The organism is Pseudomonas sp. BNK-15 (genome assembly GCF_047456105.1).
Classification (GTDB): domain Bacteria; phylum Pseudomonadota; class Gammaproteobacteria; order Pseudomonadales; family Pseudomonadaceae; genus Aquipseudomonas; species Aquipseudomonas putida_E.
The window spans coordinates 4584998-4607005 of sequence record NZ_CP179898.1 but is presented as its reverse complement, the minus strand read 5'-3'; the positions used below and the strand labels follow the sequence as shown (position 1 = coordinate 4607005).

Here is a 22008-nt window from a genome sequence, read left to right as displayed (position 1 = left end):
CACAGGTTGGCAGGCATTCAATCCAGCCACAGAATGAAATACTTCCTACCAGAACCGGTCAGCGTATTCTGCAAAGCCCAAATAAGCGTTTTTACCAACCCGCCAGCCGCGCTAACCTGTGGCCGTTACCCGGCCACGGACCCCGCCCATGCTCCACCTCCTGCTGACCACGCTGGCTCCCATCATCCTGCTGATCGCCCTGGGCACATTTTTGCGCGTACGCGGTTTTCTGGCTGAAACCTTCTGGCCTGGTGCCGAGCGCCTGAGCTACTACGTGCTGCTGCCATCGCTGTTCCTTCATGGCCTGGCCACCGCCAACCTGGACGGGGTGCCGGTGCTGGGCATGGTCGGCGTGCTGATGCTCTCTACCTTGCTCGGCGCCGCGCTGCTGGTGCTGTATCAAGGTGCGGTGAACCACGATGGCGCAGACTTCACCTCGGTGTTCCAGGGTGGCGTGCGGTTCAACAACTATATTGGCGCCACCCTGGCCGCCGGGCTCTACGGCAGTGCGGGCATTGCCCTGGCGGCGGTGGCGAACGCCGCCATCGTGCCATTGGTGAACCTGCTTTGCGTGCTGGTGTTCGCCCGTTTCAGCGCACGCCACAGTTCCCCGGTCACCGTGCTGCGGGCGATCTTCGCCAACCCGTTGATCGTGGGGTGTGCTGGCGGGCTGCTGCTGCGCGTCACCGGGTTGGGGCTCCCTGCCGGCATCGAGCCGACAGTCAAGGCGCTGGGCCAGGCCGCCCTGCCCCTGGGCCTTTTGTGTGTCGGCGCAGCACTGGGCGGCGCCAGCGTCGGCCAACAGGTACGCCCGCTGCTGGCGGCTTCGACGTTCAAGTTCCTGGTCATGCCGCTGACCACCTGGGGCCTGTGCCGCCTGCTCGGCCTGAGCGGCCAGGCGGCGGTGGTGGCGGTGCTGTTCCAGGCATTGCCTACAGCATCGTCGTCCTATGTCATGGCGCGGCAAATGGGCGGCAACGCACCGTTGATGGCGACCATCATCGCCTTGCAGACCGTGGCCGCCGCGGTGACCCTACCCTTGATGTTAATGCTTTCGCTCAATTGAAAACGCTTGGCTAGACTGAGGATCAGCAAACACTTCGGAACCTGGACCATGCGCCTATCGTGGATGGTGATCGGCTTCACCTCGGCCCTGCTCGCAGGCCCATTGAATGCCGCCGACACTGCCAAGGCCACTGTTGCCGAGGAAAAGGCCGAGGTGCTTGAAGAGAAGGTGGCCGACGATGCGCCAGCACCGAAAAAAGCCGAAACCCTGACGCCCAGTGAAGTCAAGGCAGTCGACCCCGCAGGCCAGGCGCCGCTGGACGACAGCATCACCTGCCTGGCACGCACGATCTACTGGGAAGCCAAAGGTGCCGATGAAAAAGACATGAGCGCTGTGGCCAGCGTGGTGCTCAACCGCCTTGGCAAGGACGGTTTCCCCAACACCATCTGTGGTGTGGTCAAGCAAGGGGTTGAAAGCAAGTCCTGCCAGTTTTCCTGGTGGTGTGACGGGCGCTCCGACCAGGTCGAGGAGCCGCAGCGCTACGACATCGCCAAGGAGATCGCGCGCAAGGCGCTCAACCAGCAGCTCAAAGACACCACCGGCGGCGCGCTTTACTTCCATGACCGCACAGTGCGCCCCGACTGGGCCAAAGCCTACCGCAGGACCGCCCAGACAAGGCTCTTTCTGTTCTACAAACCCAACCCGGCGTTGGCGCGCTGAGCCGGGTGACTGTTGCGCAGCCCCTGACACCGGCGAACGTTTGCACACAGCGCGCAGTCAAACTCAAGCCCCGACAATGATGGGCAACGCATCGCACTTTTCAGGCAACCCGCGGTCTACCACCTCTTTTGTCGCCTGCAAGCCATTGCTGGTGTTTTGTTTTCATTGCTTTGCACGACACCGGGCCAAAAGCCTTGGGCTTGTGTAGGATGAGCAGCGCATACCAAGACGCTGCCAGTCACAGGGAGATCCACATGCGCGTCCTGTCATCCGTTGCCGCCTTGTCGTTAAGCCTGGCCGTTTCGACTTCGAGCCTGGCTGCCAACGGCGAAGAGGCGCAACTGATCGATTCGATCAATGCCTACCGCAGCCAGGCCCAACCCTGCGGCGATGGAGCATCGCTCGAGCTGCCGCCGCTCAACAGCGACACCCGCCTGGCGCTGTCGCCCGAAGGTACGCGCGACCTGCAGCAGGCCATGACCCGCGCGGCCTACCCCATGGTCAACGTACAGGCGATCAGCCTGTCCGGCCCGCGCGACGCCCGCGCCGCGATGCATGCCATCCAGGAAAGCTTCTGCCAGGTGGTGCTCGACCCGCAGTTCGTCGACATTGGCGTCAGCCAGGAAGGCCGCGACTGGCGCATCGTACTGGCGCGCCCATTGCTCAGCGGGCGCCTGGGCGACTGGCAGGCAGAGGGGCAAAATGTGCTGCAGGCGATCAACGCTGCGCGCAAGGCCCCACGACAATGCGGCGGCCAACCCTTTGCCGCAGCACCCGCGCTTGGCTGGAGCACCGTGCTGGCGGGGGTGGCGGCCAACCATACAAGGGCCATGGCCAACCAGAATTTCTTCGACCACATCGACCGCGACGGCCGCACGCCGGGTGACCGTGCCGAACTGGCCGGCTACCTGTACCAGCAGATTGGCGAGAACATCGCAGCCGGGCGTGACTCGGCACAAAAGGTGGTAGATGGCTGGCTGGCCAGCCCTGGGCATTGCGCAACCTTGATGAACCCAGACTTCCGCGAAATGGGGGCTGCCTATGCAGTGGACCCCAAGAGCGATGCGGGCATCTATTGGACGGCGTTGTTCGGCACACCGCAATGAGCCGCCTTGCGCAGCGCCTGCGCGGTGCAACCAAAGCGCTGTCGCACGCGCCTGCCCAGGTAACTGGCATCTCCAAGCCCTACTTCCTCGGCAATCTGTGCCAGGCCATGGCTGGAGTTGCACAGCCGCCAGCGGGCCTGTTGCAGGCGCATTTCCAGCCACCAGGCCTTGGCGCTCATGCCGTGGCTGGCCTGGAACTGGCGGTCCAGTTGCCGCCGGCTGATCCCCAGCTCTGCCGCCAATCGCTCGATGGACAGGCGCGCCCCCATATGGTGGCGCATCAACGCCAGCGCACGCTGCACCTGGCGCCCCTGCCCTGCGCCGGCCTCCAGCGAGCGCAGGGCATGGCGGCTGTCACGGGTCTCATCCACCAGCATGTCGGCCAACCCCTTGAGCGCGCGAGCGCGGCCACAGGCCTCTGACAACAGCGCCACCGCCAGGTCGATGGCTGCCGTGCCACCGGCGCATGTAATACGGGCCCCGTCGATGCAGTACAGCTGCTCGCGCAGTACCTGAAGGTGCGGGAACAATGCGCGGAACTCGGTTTCGTGACGCCAGTGCACAACCACCCTGTGCGCCTCCAGCAAACCACAGGCCGCCAGCAGGAAAACCGCGTTGTCGACGCCGACCAATTTCACCCCAGCCCTGGCTGCGCGCTTGAGCAGGCTCTTGTAGCGAGGAGCCAACCCGGCAGTTGCCTGCGCGTTGCGGCTGCCGAACAGCACCAGGTAATCGAAACCCTCCAGCGCCAGCGAATCGGTAATCGCCGCCACCTGCACCACCGCGCCGCTGCTGGAAACCACAGGTTCCCCGGTCAGCCCGCCGAGTGTCCAGCTGCAGTAGCGCTGGCGGCTGTAATCTTCGTCATCGGCGCTGAAACGCAGCTTGTCCAGAAATGCGCCAAAGGGCAGCAACGCGAAATCCGGCAAGGGCAGGATCAGCAGGCGAATATCGGGGGCCATGCGAGGATGTCCAGAAAGTACCTTCGAATGTCCAGATCATACCCTGCCCCAGCCACGCCGTCGCTTAGACTGGACACCTGAACACTGATCGAAAAAGGCGCGTTGCATGGCTCTGGATACCTGGCTCATTTACCTGCTGGCAAGCATCGGCCTGTCGCTGACCCCAGGGCCGAACAGCTTACTGGCGTTGACCCATGGCGCGCTGTATGGCGCTCACCGTACCTTGTTCACCATCGTTGGCGGTGTGTTCGGCTTCAGCGCGCTGATCGCCCTAGCCATGTTCGGCCTGACGGCCCTGCTGCAAACGTCAGCGGCATTGCTGACGGTATTGAAGTGGGTAGGTGGCGCCTACCTGGTGTGGTTGGGGATTACGCTCTGGCGCAGCCCGGCCTTGCACCTTGAAATGAACACGCGCCCCGCAAAGCTGAGCAATGCCGGTCTGTTCCGCCAGGGCCTGCTGTCGGCCATGGCCAACCCCAAGGTGCTGCTGTTCTATGGCGCATTCCTGCCGCAGTTCATCGACCCGCAGCGCGGCTTGCTCATGCAGTTTGTGATCATGGCCGCCACCTTCGCCAGCGTGGAGTTCGTAGTCGAATACCTGCTGGCTCGGTTGGCGTTCCGTATCAGGCCTTGGCTGGCCAAAGCTGGCAAGGGTTTCAATCGGTGCTGCGGGGGCTTGTTCGCGTTGATCGGAGTGGCGTTGCCGTTCGGCCGATAAATCTCAGAAAATCCCTACATTCGAGATAGGTGGTCAAGAAGCGCGCGACCTTTCGATCCAGTCCATAGTGAAATACCTCCCATACAGCGAGATGCGCTATGACACCTGCCAACGTGCTGACCACCCTCCCACCGTGTGACCCTGCCACACCGGAACGGGTCGATGACCTCCTGCAACGCCCGGGCCTGCGTATCGAGCGCATTGTTTCAAGCGGCCAGTGCAGCCCTGCCGGGTTCTGGTACGACCAGCCCGAAGGCGAATGGATCGTGCTGCTGAGCGGCAGTGCCGGCCTGCGCCTCGAGCATGAAGCCTACACACGGCTGCTGGCGCCGGGTGATTGCCTGGACATCCCGGCCCATTGCCGCCATCGCGTGGAATGGACCGCACAAGGCACCCATACCGTGTGGCTCGCCGTGTTCTATAGCAGTGAAAAACCCTGGCCTGCCTGCTGAGCGGGTTAGAATGGCCACACACATCCCTCGACATCACGACCATGATCCAGTCCGATCTCGACCTGTTCGGCCCCCAGCCACAACGGCTGGCCAGCCACACCGTGCTGTTGCCCGGCTTTGCCCTTGCGCAAGTCGAGCGGCTGCTCGACGCTCTGCGCCCTGTGCTTCGCGCAGCCCCCTTCCGGCACATGCGTACGCCTGGCGGGCTGCACATGGCGGTGGCCTTGACCAACTGCGGTTCGCTGGGTTGGGTCAGCGATGCCAAGGGCTACCGATACAGCCCGACCGACCCCGTCAGCGGCGAACCTTGGCCAGCCCTGCCTGAAGCCCTGCTTGACCTGGCCGGGCGTGCTGCGGCCGCGGCAGGCTTCGACGCGTTCGTACCTGATGCCTGCCTGGTCAACCACTATCTGCCCGGTACCCGCCTGAGCCTGCACCAGGATCGCGACGAAGCGGACTTCGGCCAGCCGATCGTGTCGGTATCTCTGGGGTTGCCGGCGGTGTTCCTGCTGGGTGGTTTCCAGCGCTCGGACAAGACCCGGCGAATAGCGTTGAGCCATGGCGATGTGCTGGTCTGGGGAGGTGAGGACCGGTTGCGCTTTCATGGCGTACTGCCGATCAAGCCGGGCGTGCATCCGCGGATGGGCGAGCGGCGGATCAACCTGACTTTGCGCAAGGCGGGGTGATGCAGTCAAATAGCCACCCGACATTTTTGCCAGTAGACGCGCGCCCTCCTGTTCCCGGTTAATTGGGCTGACGCCGCCACTACCAGAGCGGCCTCGTTCAAGGGAGTGAACCCATGCGCATGTTGATCACAATCCTGCTAGTGCTGACCCTCTTCGGGGCAAGCCGCGTCATGGCGCTCGATGCCAATGAAGAGGCCTATGCCGATGCGCCGCCCGCCAAGTACCTGGTCTACTCCGTCACTTGGCAACCAACTTTCTGCATCATGCGGCCCTCAACGCCAGGCTGTGACCAGGCACCGCAACGCTTTCTCACCCACGGTGTCTGGCCCTACAGCGAAAGCATTGGCAACCTCACCAATCGTCACCCCCAGTACTGCACCAAGTCCCCTGACTGCACCAACGGCGAAGCCTGTGCAATGAGGGCCGATGAGATGAGTGCAGTGCTTGCCAACAAAGCCCTGCGGGACATCGTTACCCGCGAGCCCAAGGGTATGTTGGCGCATGAATGGCAAAAACACGGCACCTGCTCGGGCAAGGATATGCAGGCGTACTTTCAGGACTTCGTCGACTTGAGAAAGGTGGTCAGTTTTGACAATGACGCGTTCCAGGCGATGGTAGGGCACGCTACCGAGTTTTCGAAGATTCGCGAGGTCTTCCCTGAGAACACGGCGTTCAGATGTTACCGGGATAAGCAGGGTAAGCAGTACCTGCATGAGGTGTTCTACCTGATCGACGAAAAAGGGAACCCGTATAGGGACGAAACCAACCTGCAGATCGGCGTTCAGTGTGAAGCGCAGAAAACATGGATCCCGGAGCCTGCCAAGGCGACGTCCTGAAGGCAGGCTGTACGTGGACAAGGATGGCACCTCGAGGTACAGCGCGCTCGGACGCCGCTGTACCGGCGAGGGACGATCTCGTCTCCATGGTCATTGCGCCTGAGACTGGCTCAGGTACTTGTCCACCCCAGCCTTGCCATCCCCTGCATCCCCCGCCACCTGCCACAACCGCCGCTCGATCCCCTGTGCCAGCAAATGCCCTACCGCCGACTCGATAGCCGACAGCACGCACAACTGCGCGGGTTCGTTGGTGGTGTAGCCCACTTCTGCTTCGAGCAGCTTCTTGAACTCGATGAACTTGAACACCCCGGCGCTACGCCCCACCGAGTAGATGGTCTTGCTGGTCATCACGTTGGCCAGTACCTGCCCGGTGCGTACGTCCACCGCCCGCAGGTTGACCGTGACCTGATCGACCCGGTACTCGCGGGAGATGTCGATGCCCAGGTAGCGTGCCCCTTCCCCGCCGCTGCGCACATTGGTGTCGTAGGCGATGATGCCGCCTTCGAGCATCAGGTTGGCCGCTTGCAGCGGCGGCAGCTCGGTCTGGATGTTCTCCGGTACGTCGGCCTTTTTCTGCGAGGCGCGGATGATCTTGCGTTCGGTCAGCAGGTTCTGCAGGCCTTCACGCTCCAGCACCACGAACCAGCCGCTGGCATTGAGGGCATCCATCAGCATGCTCGCCGCCCCTTGGGTGACACTGGTGGAAAACGAGCTGGCCGGGGTCGGCTTGTACTGCCCGGTCTGGTCGCGGAAGCCATACACCACCGCCATCAGCCGGCCCTTGGGGCGTGGCATGTTGATCAGGTCGTAGTAAGTCGAAGCGCGCGGGGTCAGGGTCGGGCTTTCCGAGTCCTGTTCGGCCGACATCGGTTCGCGCAGGCCGCAACCTTGGAGGCCTTGCAGGGCGGCGAGGATCAGCAAAGTGCTCAGCAGACGTTTCATGGTGTTCTCTCCCCAGATAACAACCCGTCCCTCTCAGGGGTTCAGGCCGCTGACCTCAATGATCGAAATTTCTCCTGTGACGCGGTCGGTGACCTTGATGCTCAGGGCACCGGAGTCATCGATCACATCGATCAGGAAGGCATCGGTGGCCATGCTGCCGGTCTGGCCATTGCTGATGTTGTCCAGCAACTGCGACAACATCCGCGACTCCAGCTGGTTGCTGAAGCGCTCCAGGGCCGAGGTACCGCCAAAGGCGGAGGTGCGGTCCTTGAGGTCGGGGTCGTCATAGTCGTTCTGCGCCTGGGCATTGTTCAGCAACCAGGTGCCGTTGAGCGGGTTGCCACCGAACGCCGGGTTGACCGGGGTGTACACCAGCTCCGTGGCCTGGGCGGTAACGGCGCAGGCCACGAGACAGGCGGCGATGCAGTGGGGTATACGCGTGTTCATAGCTCGTCCCTCTCCAGATCAGTGGTGTCTTGCAGCAGGCGTTGCAGCTTGCGTTGAATGACCTCCTGCTTGACCAGGTCGGCGGCCGCGATGGCCTCTTCTTTCAATTGGGTGACATTGGGCGGCAGGAAGCGGCGGTACAGCACATCGCGCTCGAATTCCACCGTGATCAGGCTGCCCCAGCGGGCATCCGGGCGTTCGCGCACCACCAGGTTGAAATCCAGGCGGCTGGTGGCGCGCAGGCGGTCGGCAAAGTAGTAGTAAAAGTCGTGGCCGATGTGCGAGATGGTGTTGTCGACGATAAAGCCCTTCATCTCGTCTTCGGCATCGGCCTGCGCCACATCGGATACCCCGGCGGCCAGCAGCAGGCCAAGGCTCAGGCAAAACACGTTCAGGCGTTTCATGGCGCGTCCCCCGGGCTGCTGTGGGTCTGTGCGCCACTGGCGCTTTCGTTGAAGGCCTGCTCGGCGACGAACTGCCAGTCGCTGTAGTGCTCGAGGCCTTCGAAGCCGGACCACTGCGTGTCGAAGCCGCTGCGTTTGAACGGGGTGGCGTCGGAGCGGCTGTGCACACCGGTGATACGCCCGTCGATCGAACGCAACAGCCCCCATTCATCACTGCCGGTGACCGGGTCCGGGTACAACCGGCGGATGTGCCGTTTCGGCTCGGGAAAACGGTTGTCCTCAAGCAGGTCGGCCAGCGCCTGCGGGTACTGCGCCAGGCCTGGCGAAGCGCGGTAATAGCTGCGCAGTGCCTGGGCATACTGGCCACCCACCCACAGCAACTGACGCTCCTTTTCGCGCTGCGCCGCGCTGGACCACAGCGTGCCGCTGGACGCCAGGGCCACGCTGCTGGCTGCGATCAGCAGCAATACACCCAGGTAGGTGAAGCCGTTGCAGGCCTTACCATTGTGCGAAGTGGCTGCCATCACGTGCCCTCCCTGTCGCACCGCTCTTGATGTCGGCCACGCCTCCGGCCACCCCTTCTGGCGGCGGCACCAGTTGCCAGGCATCACCGCGTTCGGTAATCGGGTCGATCGGGGTGTTGCGCAGGTAGCGCTGCTCGACCAGTTGTTCCAGCGAGTCGGGGTAGCGGCCGGTGTCGCCGTAGTAGTGGTCCAGCGCCTCACGCAGCACCGCCAGGCTCTGGCGCAGGGCAGCCTCACGGGAGCTTTCCAGGCTGTTGAAGTAACGTGGCATGGCAATGGTCATCAGCGTGGCGATGATCGCCATCACCACCAGCAGTTCGATCAGGGTGAAACCTCGGCTGCGTTTCATGGCCATCACCATTGCCCGTAGGGGATGTTGTTGAGGCCTTTGCCGCGGGCCTTGGAGTACACGTCGTAAACGTCTTCGCCGTCACGCGGGTTGTCCGGCCCGCTGTCATAGGCGCGCAAGCCCCAGCCACCACCGTCATCGTCTTTTGCCGCCACCAGCGGGTCGTGCGGGATGCGCCGCAGGAAGTAGAACTTGTTGCCCTTGGCGCTGCGTACATCGCGCACCCCGTCGACCAGTACCTGCAGGTTTGGCGGGTAGCCACTGGCATCCAGGCCTTTTTCGATGAAACCTGCGTCGAAGGCCCGCTTGTAGGCATCGATGGCATCGCGGATCTGGTACAGCGCCTGACGCAATTGCTGCTCCTTGGTGCGGCGCACCACGGTTTCGGTCAGCGGTGCAGCCATGCTGGCGAGCAGCCCGAGCAATGCCAGGGTCAGCACCACCTCGATCAGGCTGAAGCCTTGCACGCGGCGTTTCATGGCCGTGGGCCCTTGCCGGCAGGCACCACCGCCATCTGGCTGTCGACAACCGGTGCATCGCCAGGCGCCTGGCCCGGCTCATCGGCCGGCAGCGCGCCGGCTGGCAAAGGCAGGGCCAGTTGGCGCACCTGCATGCTCGATTCGGTACCGGTGGCGAACTCCATGTCCGAGGGGCTCTGGTAAGGCAGGTTGCGTACGATCCGCGGGGTGATCGCCAGTACCAGTTCGGACTTGCTCATGTCATCGCGGTTGCTGCCGAACAGCCGGCCCAGGCCAGGGATGTCGCCCAGGCCCGGGATCTTGTTGCCGCTGGAGGTCTTGTCGTTGCGCACCAGCCCCGCCAGCACCTGGGTTTCGCCGTCGTGCAGGCGCAGGCTGGTCTGGGCGTTGCGGGTGTCGACCTGGACCGGGATGGTGCCCTGGCGGGTCGGCTCCAGCGGGGTGGCGTTGCTGACCTCGAGCGCCACCTTGATCGCCACCTCGTTGTTCAGGTGCACGGTAGGCTGCACTTCAAGCTTCAGACCGACATCCAGGTAGGTGACGCTTTCGGTGATCACCGGCCCTTGGGTGGAAGGTACCGAGGTGGCGCTGATGATCGGCACACGCTGGCCGATGTGGATGCGCGCTTGCTCGCGGTTGCTGACGCGGATCACCGGACTGGCCAGGGTGTTGATGTCCTTGTCCTGGGCGTTGATCTTGGCCTGGGGCGCCGGCGAGATGCTGATACGCCCGGAGTTGATGCCGCGCAACTGGTCCAGCACGCTGACCGGGTTGCCCTCATCGCTCAGCACCCCGAAGGTATTGGGCCATTGCAGGCCAAGGTCGAGGATGCGCGAGCGGGCCACCTCCATCACCTCCACTTCCAGCACCACCTCGGGGTTGGACTGGTCCTGCGACTGCAGCAGCTTCTCGGCCATGCGCACGGCGTCGGGGGTGTCGCGCATGGTCAGGGTATTGAGGCGCTCATCAACGAATACATCGCGGGTCTTGAGCATGGTCTTGACCATGTTCAGTGCGGTGTTGGCATCGATGCTGGTCAGGTAGAACGTGCGCATGACCAGTTCCTGGTAGTCCTTGGTCTTCTGCGGCGAGTCGGGGTAGACCAGCAAGGTGTTGTCGTTGACGATCTTCTGGCGCAGCTGGTTCTGTTCCAGCAACAGGGCTATGGCATCCTCGATGCGCACCTCGCGTACGAAGATGGTGGCCTTCATGTCCGGGCGCAGGTCCTTGTCGAAAATGAAGTTGATGCCGGCCACCTGGGACAGCACTTCGAAAATGACCTTGAGCTCGGCATCGCGAAACTCCAAGGTCACCGGGCGTTCCAGCTTGCTGCGCAGTTGCGGGAAGGGCTGCGCCGTGCGGGCCTGGACGTTCTCGATATCGCTGCGCAGCATGATGCCCTTCTGGTTTTGCGGGTCCAGGCGCAGCACCTCACGCATGTAACGCTCGGCACCGAACAGGTCGCCCTGGCGCAGCGCAGCCTGGCCCAGCGCAACACGGTCATCGAGGGTGCGCATCAGTTCCAGCTGGCGGATGCCCTCATGCGCGCGGCGGTTGTTCGGTTCCAGGGTGAGCACGCGGCCATAACCAAGGCGCGCGCCGGCGAAGTCGTGGCGGATGCGGTCGCTGTCGGCCTGGCCAAGCAGCGCCTCGACCGCGTGCTGGCGGCCTTGGGCCAGGGCAATGTTCAGGTCGGTGTCACGCGGGTCGTCGCGCAGCGCCTCTTCCAGGCGAGCGATACCGGCCTCGTACTGGCCTTCTTTCATCAGCGCCTGGCTGTCCTTGCGCACCGCGCTCGAACCGCAGCCGGCAATGGCCACGCAGAGCGCCAGCAGCATGAACGGAGCAGGCTTGCACAACTTCGATGGCTTCATGGTGCGCTCCCGACAGACAGAGTCTGTGACTGGTGCAAAGGCAGGTAGACCAGGCCCAGCTCATTGGCCGAAACCCGATCGAGGCGGTAGGTGTCGTCAATCACGTCGCCCTGGCGCACGACGTAGAGTTTTTCGCCGCTGCGCAGGAAGACCTGCAGGTCATCGCGATCGCCCAGGCGGCCGACGAACTGGAAAGGCAGCGCCGGGGCTGCGGGGGCAGCGGCTACCACCGAGGTGGCGACCACAGGTTGTTCGGTGACCGTGGCCAGGGCCTTGGGTTTGGTCCATTGCTGGCGGGGGAACAGGTCGCGCGAGGCCTGTTCTGGCTTCATCACCGGTACGCCGGCACTCTCAGAAACCGCTTGTGTGGGCGCCGGCTTGCCGGCGATCAGGGCCTCCTCGCTGTCCTCGCCGAACCAGTGCCCAGGCGCCCAGGCCAACGCCCCGGCAAGCCCCAGAAACCCCACCCACACCACTGCACGCTGAGTGTTCATCACGACCTCGACAGGTAAAGGGTCATGCGCAGGCGGCCATTGAGTTCACTGTCGCCAATGCGCTTGCGCTGCAGCTCCAGGTCTTCCAGCACCAGGGTCGGCAACTGGCCCAGCAGGCCGCGCACAAAGCCGCGGATCTGCGGATAGCTGCCGCGTACCGGCAGGACGATCTGGTAACGCGCCAGCTGGGTCTTGGGGTCGACACCCAGGGCGTACTCACCACGGGCCAGGCTGATTCGTTGGGCGCTGGCCAGGTGGTACAGGCGCTCGATCAGCTCGCTGGCTTCAGGTTGCCCTGGCAGTTGCTGGCGCAGGCTGTCCAGCGCTTGCTGTTCAGGCTTGACGGCGACTTTGAGCTCGCCGCGCCTGACCCGCTCGACCTGGGCGCTGGCATCGGCCTCGCTGGCGCGCAGCTCGCGCAGGGCCTGCCACTGCGGCAGCACCCCGGCCAGCGCTACAGCGACTGCCAGGACGGCCATTGCGGCACCGGCCAGGCCGACCGGGCCGATACGGCGCAACTGCTCCTGAAGGATCAGGCTGTTTATCGAGTCAGGGGCGCGCATGGCCGGTCTCCCAGGTGGCGGTAAGGGTGAAGCGCACCGGGTGCTCGGGTTGGCCCGCCACTACCTCGTGGTTGAGCAGCGATACATCGCTGAGCTCGGTGCTCTGTTCCAGGCGGTGGTGGTACTGCAGCATCGCTTCCAGGTTGCGGGCCTCGGCGGCAATGCGCACCTGGCCCTTGCGGGCATCGGGCGTCAGGCTGAGCAGGGCCACGTCTTCCTGGGGTTGCGCTTCAAGCATGGCGAACAGTTGCTGCCAGGGCCGTTGCAGTTGCTGGGAAACGCTGCGCATCTGCGCCAGGCGTTCAGCCTGCTCGCGGCTGGCGGCGCTGTTCTGCGGGGCGACCGTGGCCGGGCGGCGGCCCAGTTGCAGCTCCAGGCTGTGCAGCCGGGCCTCAAGGTGAACCTGCTCGGCTTGCAGGTGCTGTTGCAGCAGTACCAGCACGGCTACCACCGCGCCGCCCAGGGCCAGCAGCGACCAGGCCAGCGGGCTGCTGCGCCGGGGCTGGAATTCCAGGTCAAGGCGGCGCATGTCAGGCCACCGCCCGCCACATGGCGCACAGCGGGTCGGCTTCGCTGGCCGGCTGGCACAGCTGCACCGCCGCCAGTTGCGGCACGTCGCCCCGGCCCGGGGCATGCAGGTAGACCTGCGGCATGTGCTCGCCATACAGCTCGCAGGTCCGTTCGATCAGCGCCTGCAGGGCTTGGTCGCTGTCGGCGCAACCCTGCGTCAGCACCTGCTGCCAGGCGCCACCGGCGGCCAGCAGCAGCACGCTGCGCCGTGGCTCGGCGAGGACAAACAGGAAATCGCCCGCCTGCAGCTGCGATGAGCAGCGGTTGTAGGCAGCCATCAAGTACGGCTGCACCGAACGCAGGCGCAAGCGATTTTCCCGGGCCAGTGCCTGCAGCCCCTGCAGCAGTGCCTCAGGCAGCGCTGTGGCGATACGCGCAGCGCCGGCCGGCTCTGGCGAAAGGGCGATGCGCCAGTCGTCGAGCGGCTGGGCATAGAGGTTCTCGAAGCAGGCCCGGGCGTAGGCCTCAAGCTCGCGTGGATGGCTGATGGCAGCGCTCCAAGGCACCAGGCAGAACCGGCTGTAGCGCGCCGACAGCAGCACCTGGCACTGGCCACCGCGCACGGCATGCTCGCCCAGCAGCGCGGCCAGGGCCTGCAGGGCAGCATCCCAGGCCGGTTGCCCGGCGTCACCGGTGAAGGCGCGGCTGCCCAGCCATTGGTGCTGGTTGCCGTCCCAGCGGCCCAGGCCGACGCCTTCGGCGCCGAGCACGGCGCAGTAACGGGTAGAGGCATGATCACGCAATGAATGTGACACGGTTGATCTCCTCAAGCGTGGTACGGCCCTCGCGGACCAGGTCCAGGGCGGATGCGCGCAGCAGGCGCAGGCCGCGTTGGCAAGCCAGCGCCTTGATCTGCGCCAGCGGGCGTCGTTCGACGATCATCTGCCGCAGGTCGTCGTCCAGGTGCAGCAGTTCGGCGATGGCGCTGCGGCCGCGGTAGCCACTGCCGCGGCACTGGCCACAGCCCTGGGCGCGGACGAACGTCCAGCCCTGCACGCCGTCACGGGAAAGGCCGGAGGCGGCCAGAATCTCGTCATCGGCCTCGCACGGCGTGCAGCAATGCGGGCAGGCCAGGCGGATCAGGCGTTGGGCCAGCACGGCGTTGAGGGCGGAGACGAAGCTGTAGGGGTCGACCTGCATCTGGCTGAAGCGGCCGATCACATCGAAAACGTTGTTGGCGTGGATGGTGGTGAACACCAGGTGGCCGGTAAGTGCCGACTGCACGGCGATCTGCGCGGTGTCGGGGTCGCGGATTTCGCCGACCAGGATCTTGTCCGGGTCGTGGCGCAGGATCGAGCGCAGGCCACGGGCGAAGGTCAAACCCTTCTTCTCGTTGACCGGGATCTGCAGCACGCCGGGCAACTGGTACTCGACCGGGTCTTCGATGGTGATGATCTTGTCCACACCGTGGTTGATCTCGCTGATCATGGCGTACAGCGTGGTGGTCTTGCCGCTGCCGGTGGGGCCGGTGACCAGGATCATGCCGTAGGGCTCGGCGGCCAGGCGGCGCAAGGCACGCAGGGTTTCATCGGCAAAGCCCAGGGCCTGCAGCTGCACGCCGCTGACTCGGTCGGACAGGTCCTGTTTGTCGAGCACCCGCAGCACCGCGTCTTCACCGAAGATGCTGGGCATGATCGACACCCGGAAGTCGATCTGGCGCTCGCCTACGGCAACCTTGAAGCGGCCATCCTGGGGCACGCGCTTTTCACCGATGTCCAGCTCGGCCATGACCTTGATGCGCGAAATCACCTGGTCGGCGAAGGCGCTGCCACTGGCCTTGCCGGCCGCGTTGAGCACGCCGTCGATGCGGTATTTGATGGTCAGGCCCTGGCCGGTCATGCCCAGGTGAATATCGCTGGCGTGCTGCTTGAGGGCGTCGTAAAGGGTTGAGTTGACCAGCTTGACCACCTTGCTCTGGTCTTCGCTGATGCTGGTCAGCGACAGCCGTTGCAGCGGGTCGCTTTCGCTGCTGGCTTCGGCATCGTGATCGAGGGCATCGACGGCGTGAAAGCTTTCTTCGTGGCGGGCCAGGAAGGTGGCAAGGTCAGCGGCGTGGGCCAGGTACAAAGGCGCGCCTTGCAGCACATCGTCGATCCAGGCCAGGCGGGCGTGGTCGAAGGGGTCGGCGAACACACCGAGCAGTTCACCGCCCTGCTCTATCAGTACGAACTCACGCTTCAGGCATTGGGCCAGGCTGATCTTGTCGAAACGAGGGGTGCTGGCCAACAGGCTCTGGCTGTCCAGTACCGGGTAATGCAGGGTGCTGCCCAGGCGGCGGATGAAGGTGTCGGGGGTGTCGCAGGCGAGGCGTTCGAGGCAGTTGAGCAGGCGCTCGCCGCTGGCTTGCAGGCGGGCCTGGGCCATGAGATCGCGGGGGTAGCTTGAGGCTGGCGGAGCCTGTACTGGCGATGAGGCCGAAACGCTGTGGTCGAATACATCGGACATGGCCTGCGACTCCGCTCAGGGGGCGCGTCGCAGGCTCGGTGAGGGCTGCGGGCGCCGCTATTCCCCAGTGAGCAGTTGGTCGTCGTCGGGTCCAGGGGGCTTGGCGCCATTACGGCGGCGGTCGGCCAGTACCCAGCTACCATCGTACAACTGCAAGGGGAACGATTCGTTCCTGTTCTGGCGTCGTTCGACGAACCCTTCTGCCGGGTTGTCCGTGGCCCTGCGCCGGCGCTCGATGCCCATCAGGTCGAAGATCGGGCGCGCCAGTTCCGACAGCGGGAACGGCTTGAACAGGACATGGGTCACGCCAAGTTCGGCGGCTCGCTCACGGACCTCGGCGGTCGGGTGGGCGGTGATCAGCACGAAGTGGCACTGCCTGTTCTTGCGCACAGTCTCCAGGACCTGAAAACCCTCCATATCGGGCAAGCGGTAATCCAGCACGATCACATCCGGTGCCAGGCACTCAGCCAGGCCGATACCACTGGCACCGTCGTGGGCAACATGGACTTCCAGGCCTTGCGCCTGCAGGTACGCTTGCAGGTTTTGCGCAAGGGTCTGTTCGTCATCGACTACCAATACTCTGTTCACCAAGGTCGACTCCCAAGAACTGCCCGGTTACCCGGTCTGCGAAGTGCGGCCTTGGTAAGGCTTGAGCAGGCTTCGTGCCAGGCATGAATAGTCATGTTGCACCACGTCAAGTTATTGATTTTGCTGGCACCTTTGATAGCCCTACGAACAGGCTCAGGCCCGCTGCCCCACATCCGGGGCACCTGATGGCACTTTGCCAAGCCGTTATTCCCCAGCTTTGGGGAAACGCCATCGCAGGCTTCAGTCAGCGATTTCCACTTTAGCGGATTCGCGCAAACGTTGGCGCGCCGCTTGCCGTGACTGTGCCTGCAACTGGCTGATGAGCGAGGCCCTGGCCAGCACCAGGCCCTGTTCGCGTATGACCGAAGAATTATCACTTTGGTTCTGCGCTCCTTGCAGTCTCTGTTGGTTGGCCTGATAAAACGCTTCCACCTCGGCCTGGGTGGGTTCGGCTACCGCGCTGAGCTGGGCATACACCTGTTGCGCTGCCAGCTCCCGGTGCAGGTAGTCAGCGTATGCTGCGCGGTCGAACCCTGCCTCTGCAAGCCGTCTTTCAAACAGCGCCGGGCTTGCGAATGCCGCCTCGACTTCACCTAGCTGCGCCGACACCTGTTCATCACTGATGGCGATGCCGCGGCGCTGGGCTTCTTGCCACAGCAACTCCTTGTCGATCAGTTCGTCCAGGGCCTGGCTGCGCAGACGTTTGTACAGCGCAGGGTTGCGGATACTGGTCACCGCCCGCCCCTGTGCCTGCAGATACTCGCTGAAATAGCGCTCCAGGCGCAGCAGCCCGATGTCCACACCATTGACCCGCGCCGCCGGGCTATCGGCCCAGCCCGCCTTGGCGACCAGCAGCAACAGGCACAGCAACAGGATACGCATGGCAACCTCCACTCAAGGGCTGACCGGTACAGGCCGATACGGGGCGACAGCTGTAAAGCGTGGCCCAGGCAGCGCCACCGCGACCACATGGGCGCCGGCCAGGCCCTGGCGCTGGCCCGGCCCGAAGCCCAGCGGCGGGGTCAGGCCGGTATCGACGCCATGCAGGCCCTCCAGCGCCGCAACCAGGCGCTCGCGGCTGGCGTCACGGCCGATCTGCTTGAGGGCTTCGCCAAGCAGGCGCAGGGCACATAGGGTGTTGACTTGCAGCGAGGCCTGACGCGTGTCGAGGCCTTGACGCTGCTGCAGGCCGGCCAAGGTCGCCATGCCCTGTTCGGTCCAGTCGGCGGGCACGAACGGATAGGCCAGGAACACCCGCTGCGACCACTGGGCCGGTAGCGAGGCCACGGCACCGGCCACCTGGCTGGAGGTGGCGAACAGATAGGGGGCACGGCCTGCCGCCTGCAACGCCGTGGCCAGCTCGGCAAAGGCCTGGGCGCGGCCTAGAAAAACAATGCCCTGCCCCTGCACCGGCTGGCCTTTGAAGGCCTCGACCGGTGCTGGCGCCCAACCCAGCTGCTGCAGGCGCTCGCGCACCTGTTCGGCTTGCGCCGCCTGGTCATCGCCGGCATACACCACACGCAAGCCATCTGGCGCCAGGCCCAAGGTATCGCGGGCATGCACGGCCAGGCTCAGCAATTGCGTGGCGATACCTGGCATGGGGTCGAATATCTGCGCACTGCCGCCACCGCGCGGTGTACTGCCAACCAGTGGCACGCCGTGCTGTTCGAGCAGCAGGGCCAGGCGCGGGTCGAGCATCGGTGCCAGCGCGCTGATCAGCGCAAATACCCGCTGCTGCTCGAGCAACTGCTGCAGCGCATGCTCGGCACTGGCCAGGTCGCTGCCGGGGTCGATCACCACCAGTTCCAGGCGCCGGCCATGAACGCCGCCCTGCTGATTGAGCTGGGCCACCCCGTCCTCGAGCACCGCGCGCACCACCTGCCCGGCCTCGGCCAACGGCCCGCTGGCGGGCAACAGGGTACCCAGGCGTAGCACCCCTTCTTCCACGCCAGGGTCGCGCTCATCAGCCAGGCGTTTGAGGTAGGCGGTGAGGTTGCGCTGGTCGGCCAGGGTCAGTTCAAAGCGAGGCATGGCCGGGTCCAGGCGGTTGCCGGCCGGGTCCAGGCCGTGCTGGATGGCGCGGGCCAGGCTGTTGTCGGTGTAAGCCGGGTAGCTGCGCCCGTTGCTCTGGCGTGCGCCCTGGCCCTGGGCCAGGCGCTGCCAGTCGAGGCTGGGCGGGCGCACCCCGCCTTCGGCGCGGCCACGGCCATCATTGCCGTGGCAACTGGCGCAGGGCAACACGCTGGCGGGCACGCGCATGTCGCTGGCACCTACGCGGGCCAACAATTGCGCGTCGCTGCTGGATAGGCCTTGGCGGTACAGGCGTTTACCGGCTTGCTCGTGGGCGGTGAGGTCAAGGGCAAGCGCCTGAGCGCAGCAGGTCAGGCCCAGCGCCAAGCAAAGTAATCTCGCTGTGTTCATTCTGGCCTCATCGCCGGCAAGCCGGCTCCCACTGTGTTCTGCGCCGCTGCGCAGATCCTGTCAGTGCTGCCACTATGTTCTGCGCGGCTGCGCAGATCCTGCCAGTGCATTTATCGTCCGGCCAACGGCTGGGTCAGCAACTGCATGCGTTGGGCAATGGCCGCTGGCGGTGCATCGGGGCGGATCTTGCTCCAGCGCTTGCCCGCCACGTCACCGGCTATCAGCTGGGTCGAGTGCTGCTCGGGGCTGGGCAGGAACTGGCCGATACGCCCCAGCACCAGATCGACGCTGGCCTTGTCGCCGGTCAGGAACAGCCAGTTGGCGCTGTCCACCCCCTGTTTTTCAGCAAAGGCCTTGAGCGCTGCCGGGGTGTCGTTGAGCGGATCGCTGCTGATGGACACGAAGGTCACCTGGCTGGCCAGCTCCGGGCCCATGGCCTCGCGCACCTCACGCAGCTTGCGGGTGATCAGCGGACAGGCATCGGTGCAGTGGGTAAAGATGACGTTGAGCATCACCACCTTGTCTTTGAGCACATCACTGTAAAAGCGCAGCGCGCGGCCATTCTGGTCCTGGAGCACGGTGTCGGTGAACCAGGTGTGCGCATCGCGGGTGCCTTCGCCACTGGCCATCACCGGGGGCGAAGGCTGCGGGCTGGGAGCGCTCGGTGCATGGCCTTCGTGGGCCATGGCGACCGACGCGAAGATCCACAGGCAACCGGCCAGGGCCAGCCAGTCGAAGCTGCGCATGCCGACGCGACAGGACGCTTGGCTGCTCATGGTTGCACCTCCTGGTGCTCGGCTATGGCCGTACTCTTGGCATGCACCCGACGGGCGCTGAGGCGGTTGATTTCGTCGATCAGCACGGCCGGGTCGGTGAAGCCGTAATAACGCGTCCAGTGGCCGCTGTGCCCGTCACCCACCATGATCATCGGGGGGTGCTGGCTGAGGTCGGCACTGAAGCTGCCCAGGCCTTTGAGGGTCTCGGTGATGGCATAGGGCGAGCCGGTCAGCCAGCTCCAGCCGGGGCCGTGCTGGAAGGCCTTGGCGTAACTCTGCAAGCGTTTGGAGTCGTCACGCTGCGGGTCCACGCTGATCGACACCAGGCGGATTTCCTCGCCTACCCGGCCACCCAGTTGCTGCTGGACCTTGCCCATGATCGAAGACACTACCGGGCATACCGTGGTGCAACTGGTGTAAATGAAGCCCATCACCACCAGATGATCGCCGACCAGGTCCTTTTCCAGGCGCACTGGCATGCCATCCTGGTCGAGCAGTGAAACATCGGCAAAGCGCACACTCGCTTTCTCCTGATGTGCCGCAGGCGGCTGCGGAGCATGCCCACTGTGGTCATGGCCCGCGTGGGCCAGGGCGAGCTGGCTGGCCATGGCCATGGAAAGTGCGAGCAGCTTGCAAGAATGTCTGGCGTTCATTGCACATTCCTCACTTCAGTCTGGGAAGCAGTAGACGCTGCAGCCGGCAGGACACGCAGGCTGGTGTAGTTTTCTTCGGCGAACTTGTGCCCCAGCGACGGCGACTGCACATGCAGGTACCACGCGCCGGCTTCAGGCAGCATCAGTGCAGCCTGGTAAATACCCTCGCCCACCTCTTCCAGGCGCAGGTTGCGCGGCATCGATGACGGCGCCAGGAAGTAGCGCAGGGTCAGGTCGTCCAGGCCAAGGCGCGGGCGGCCGTCGTCACCGAGGATGCGCACTTTGGCGGTGATGGCGCGGTGCTGTGGCAAGGGCTGGTCCAGGCCGATGAACTCGGCATGCGCGCCCTTGCGCTTGACCGCATCCGGGGCGGCAGCCACGTCGGTGCTGAAACAGTGGATGATTTGCGGCTGGTTGAGCAGGAACGCCACGTCGAACTTGCCTGACGCCGGCATCTTCACCGTCGAGCCATACACCCCCGGGGCCAGTTCGCGCAGGCTGCGGTCGATGACGATGGCGGCGCGGGCCTGGTGGCCGCGGTTGTTGTAACCCGACATCGGGGCATTCATGCCTTCGGTATAGAAGTACGTGGTGTTGTCCACCGGATTGACCACGAATACCGAATTGTCGTCCCGTGACACCGACAACCCCTGGGCCAATGGCAGGTCCCCGGCCTGGCGCGGCGCGGCGGGGCCGGCATCGAAGCCCTGGATGATCGGCTGGCGGCCTTCGCCCAGGCTGCTCAGGTTGATCATGCTGACCTTCGAAGACGCCAGGCCGCGCACGTAGGCATAACCTTTGGTGAACGTCAGTTGGTACGGCTCGGCCGCCACCGGGATGCGGTGGATCAACCTGTCGGTACTGGCATCGATCACCAGGGCCTGGTTTTCCAGGGTGTTGAGGACGATGCCGTAACGGCCATCGCTGCTGAAGCGCATCGGCCCCAGGCCCTGCTCGGCCTGGACGGTATGGCGCAACTGATGGCTGCGGGCATCGTACACCCGCACCGTGCCTTCTGAACCATCGCTCACGTACACCGCCTGGGACAGCGCCGAGTAGGCCACTGCCAACGGATGCGGGCCAACTTCGAGGGTTTTCACCAGGCGCATCTCGGGGATGTCGATGATGCTCAGGGTGCCGCCGTCGCGGTTGCTGACGTAGGCGTAGCGCGAATCGGCGCTGAAGGCGATTTCGTGGTGCCCGGAGCCGGTGGCGAAGCTCTTGAGCGTGGTGCGGCTATGCACATCGATCACCGTCACCCCGCCCTTGGCCGGGTCGTCGCTGTTGTTGCCGACCCACAACCGGCGCTGGTCCGGCTGCAGGGCCACGCGCAGCGGCATCTCGCCGGCCTCCAAGGTGGCTACGCGGGTAAAGGTTTCGGTGTCGATCACCGCGACCTCGCCGCGCTCGGGTATCGACACGAATACCTGCTTGTCATCGCCGGTAGCCACCCAGTCCATGGGCCGACCCGGCAAATCGATGCGTGCCAGGGTGCTGGTAACACCGCCCACCGAGACTGTCGGGTCGATCACGGTCAGGCTCGCGTCCTTGTTCAGCACCAACAGGAAGTAGCTGTTCAGGTCCAGCAGCGGCCTGGCACCGATGCTGCTCTTGAGAAACAGCGCCACCCGGGCCTTGCAGCTCTGGTCGCGGCTGCTTTCCAGCGGGGCCGACTGCGCCGGGTCGATCCACGCCCCTGGCGCCATCCCCGACAGCGGTTGGCCGCTGTTCTGGTCGGTGACCTTGAAGCGGATATTGGCGAAGGCGCCTTCGCGCAGCTCGCTGCCGGCCAGGGGCCGGGCTTCGAACTCCACGGTCACCCCATCCCGGCTGAGCCGGTGCAGCGCCTGCGGGTCGGCAGGCTCCTGCAGCAGCTCGCGCGGGTCGCACCAGAGCTCCTCGTAGGCCACGCCCAGGCCGATCAACGCCGTGCCCAGCAATACCCCCAGCACGGCGGGGCGGATTTTCCTGTTATGCATATTGGTGCGCCCCT

26 protein-coding genes are annotated in these 22008 nt (G+C 64.7%); 7 read left to right on the top strand and 19 right to left on the bottom strand.

Annotated features, from left to right (window positions below; genetic code table 11):
• Positions 1-148: 148 nt before the first annotated feature.
• The 3 genes from ACMGF5_RS21085 to ACMGF5_RS21075 all read left to right on the top strand — a co-directional run bounded on the left by ACMGF5_RS21085 (position 149) and on the right by ACMGF5_RS21075 (position 2832).
• Positions 149-1066: an AEC family transporter gene (locus ACMGF5_RS21085; RefSeq protein WP_046787648.1), complete on the top strand. Its 918-nt coding sequence runs from the start codon at positions 149-151 to the stop codon at positions 1064-1066.
• Positions 1067-1114: 48 nt separating this feature from the next.
• The gene (locus ACMGF5_RS21080; protein ID WP_046787649.1) at positions 1115-1726 is read left to right on the top strand and encodes a cell wall hydrolase; all 612 of its coding nucleotides are present in this window, start codon (positions 1115-1117) and stop codon (positions 1724-1726) included.
• Between the two features lie 254 nt (positions 1727-1980).
• The gene (locus tag ACMGF5_RS21075; protein WP_115274977.1) at positions 1981-2832 is read left to right on the top strand and encodes a CAP domain-containing protein; all 852 of its coding nucleotides are present in this window, start codon (positions 1981-1983) and stop codon (positions 2830-2832) included.
• On the opposite strand, the gene ACMGF5_RS21070 is transcribed toward ACMGF5_RS21075, so the two are convergent.
• Positions 2799-3794 carry a GlxA family transcriptional regulator gene (locus ACMGF5_RS21070; RefSeq protein WP_119688966.1) on the bottom strand — a complete coding sequence of 332 codons (996 nt, stop codon included), beginning with the start codon at positions 3792-3794 and terminating at the stop codon, positions 2799-2801. The two genes, ACMGF5_RS21075 and ACMGF5_RS21070, sit on opposite strands and share 34 nt — an antisense overlap.
• Positions 3795-3900: 106 nt before the next feature.
• Between ACMGF5_RS21070 and ACMGF5_RS21065 the strand changes: the two genes are divergently transcribed.
• The 4 genes from ACMGF5_RS21065 (at position 3901) to ACMGF5_RS21050 (ending at position 6486) form a co-directional block, all read left to right on the top strand.
• Positions 3901-4512 (top strand): LysE family translocator, encoded by a 612-nt coding sequence (locus tag ACMGF5_RS21065; protein WP_115274979.1) that lies wholly within the window; start codon positions 3901-3903, stop codon positions 4510-4512.
• Between the two features lie 98 nt (positions 4513-4610).
• The gene (locus ACMGF5_RS21060; RefSeq protein ID WP_115274980.1) at positions 4611-4964 is read left to right on the top strand and encodes a cupin; all 354 of its coding nucleotides are present in this window, start codon (positions 4611-4613) and stop codon (positions 4962-4964) included.
• 41 nt (positions 4965-5005) lie between these two features.
• Positions 5006-5650 (top strand): DNA oxidative demethylase AlkB, encoded by a 645-nt coding sequence (alkB, locus tag ACMGF5_RS21055; RefSeq protein ID WP_281868822.1) that lies wholly within the window; start codon positions 5006-5008, stop codon positions 5648-5650.
• Positions 5651-5763: 113 nt separating this feature from the next.
• Positions 5764-6486 carry a ribonuclease T2 family protein gene (locus ACMGF5_RS21050; RefSeq protein WP_115274981.1) on the top strand — a complete coding sequence of 241 codons (723 nt, stop codon included), beginning with the start codon at positions 5764-5766 and terminating at the stop codon, positions 6484-6486.
• Between the two features lie 90 nt (positions 6487-6576).
• Here the strand turns inward: ACMGF5_RS21050 and ACMGF5_RS21045 are convergent, their stop codons facing one another.
• The 18 genes from ACMGF5_RS21045 to ACMGF5_RS20960 all read right to left on the bottom strand — a co-directional run bounded on the left by ACMGF5_RS21045 (position 6577) and on the right by ACMGF5_RS20960 (position 21994).
• Complete coding sequence (locus ACMGF5_RS21045) at positions 6577-7428, bottom strand: CsgG/HfaB family protein (RefSeq protein ID WP_046787657.1); 852 nt, start codon at positions 7426-7428, stop codon at positions 6577-6579.
• A 33-nt stretch (positions 7429-7461) separates the two neighbouring features.
• Positions 7462-7875, bottom strand: a complete 414-nt coding sequence (locus ACMGF5_RS21040; protein WP_012314333.1) for a curli assembly protein CsgF — start codon at positions 7873-7875, stop codon at positions 7462-7464.
• A complete protein-coding gene (gene csgE / locus ACMGF5_RS21035; RefSeq protein ID WP_115274982.1) occupies positions 7872-8279 on the bottom strand; it encodes a curli production assembly/transport protein CsgE in 408 nt (135 codons plus the stop codon). The genes ACMGF5_RS21040 and csgE overlap by 4 nt, the downstream gene beginning before the upstream one ends.
• Positions 8276-8803, bottom strand: coding sequence for a type II secretion system protein (locus ACMGF5_RS21030; RefSeq protein WP_046787659.1), 528 nt, complete (start codon positions 8801-8803; stop codon positions 8276-8278). Before ACMGF5_RS21030 ends, csgE begins: the two co-directional genes overlap by 4 nt.
• A complete protein-coding gene (locus ACMGF5_RS21025) occupies positions 8778-9152 on the bottom strand; it encodes a type II secretion system protein (protein WP_039601767.1) in 375 nt (124 codons plus the stop codon). Before ACMGF5_RS21025 ends, ACMGF5_RS21030 begins: the two co-directional genes overlap by 26 nt.
• A gap of 5 nt (positions 9153-9157) precedes the next feature.
• Positions 9158-9631 (bottom strand): type II secretion system protein, encoded by a 474-nt coding sequence (locus tag ACMGF5_RS21020; protein WP_039601768.1) that lies wholly within the window; start codon positions 9629-9631, stop codon positions 9158-9160.
• Positions 9628-11505 carry a secretin N-terminal domain-containing protein gene (locus ACMGF5_RS21015; RefSeq protein WP_125923071.1) on the bottom strand — a complete coding sequence of 626 codons (1878 nt, stop codon included), beginning with the start codon at positions 11503-11505 and terminating at the stop codon, positions 9628-9630. The genes ACMGF5_RS21020 and ACMGF5_RS21015 overlap by 4 nt, the downstream gene beginning before the upstream one ends.
• Positions 11502-11999 (bottom strand): hypothetical protein, encoded by a 498-nt coding sequence (locus tag ACMGF5_RS21010; protein ID WP_414157155.1) that lies wholly within the window; start codon positions 11997-11999, stop codon positions 11502-11504. The genes ACMGF5_RS21015 and ACMGF5_RS21010 overlap by 4 nt, the downstream gene beginning before the upstream one ends.
• Positions 11999-12562 carry a type 4a pilus biogenesis protein PilO gene (gene pilO, locus ACMGF5_RS21005; protein ID WP_046787662.1) on the bottom strand — a complete coding sequence of 188 codons (564 nt, stop codon included), beginning with the start codon at positions 12560-12562 and terminating at the stop codon, positions 11999-12001. The genes ACMGF5_RS21010 and pilO overlap by 1 nt, the downstream gene beginning before the upstream one ends.
• Complete coding sequence (locus ACMGF5_RS21000) at positions 12549-13091, bottom strand: PilN domain-containing protein (RefSeq protein ID WP_012314325.1); 543 nt, start codon at positions 13089-13091, stop codon at positions 12549-12551. The genes pilO and ACMGF5_RS21000 overlap by 14 nt, the downstream gene beginning before the upstream one ends.
• Before the next feature lies 1 nt (position 13092).
• The gene (locus ACMGF5_RS20995; protein ID WP_125923069.1) at positions 13093-13887 is read right to left on the bottom strand and encodes a hypothetical protein; all 795 of its coding nucleotides are present in this window, start codon (positions 13885-13887) and stop codon (positions 13093-13095) included.
• Positions 13868-15577: a GspE/PulE family protein gene (locus ACMGF5_RS20990; RefSeq protein ID WP_414157154.1), complete on the bottom strand. Its 1710-nt coding sequence runs from the start codon at positions 15575-15577 to the stop codon at positions 13868-13870. Before ACMGF5_RS20990 ends, ACMGF5_RS20995 begins: the two co-directional genes overlap by 20 nt.
• Before the next feature lie 57 nt (positions 15578-15634).
• The gene (locus ACMGF5_RS20985) at positions 15635-16168 is read right to left on the bottom strand and encodes a response regulator (protein WP_042111969.1); all 534 of its coding nucleotides are present in this window, start codon (positions 16166-16168) and stop codon (positions 15635-15637) included.
• A 237-nt stretch (positions 16169-16405) separates the two neighbouring features.
• Positions 16406-17047: a SurA N-terminal domain-containing protein gene (locus ACMGF5_RS20980; RefSeq protein ID WP_119688960.1), complete on the bottom strand. Its 642-nt coding sequence runs from the start codon at positions 17045-17047 to the stop codon at positions 16406-16408.
• Between the two features lie 12 nt (positions 17048-17059).
• On the bottom strand, positions 17060-18586 hold the full coding sequence (locus tag ACMGF5_RS20975; RefSeq protein ID WP_414157153.1) for an ABC transporter substrate-binding protein: 1527 nt from the start codon (positions 18584-18586) through the stop codon (positions 17060-17062).
• Between the two features lie 110 nt (positions 18587-18696).
• Positions 18697-19362, bottom strand: a complete 666-nt coding sequence (locus ACMGF5_RS20970) for an SCO family protein (RefSeq protein ID WP_046787667.1) — start codon at positions 19360-19362, stop codon at positions 18697-18699.
• Positions 19359-20015 (bottom strand): SCO family protein, encoded by a 657-nt coding sequence (locus tag ACMGF5_RS20965; protein WP_174141509.1) that lies wholly within the window; start codon positions 20013-20015, stop codon positions 19359-19361. Before ACMGF5_RS20965 ends, ACMGF5_RS20970 begins: the two co-directional genes overlap by 4 nt.
• Positions 20012-21994 carry a cytochrome D1 domain-containing protein gene (locus ACMGF5_RS20960; protein ID WP_125923065.1) on the bottom strand — a complete coding sequence of 661 codons (1983 nt, stop codon included), beginning with the start codon at positions 21992-21994 and terminating at the stop codon, positions 20012-20014. Before ACMGF5_RS20960 ends, ACMGF5_RS20965 begins: the two co-directional genes overlap by 4 nt.
• Positions 21995-22008 lie beyond the last annotated feature (14 nt).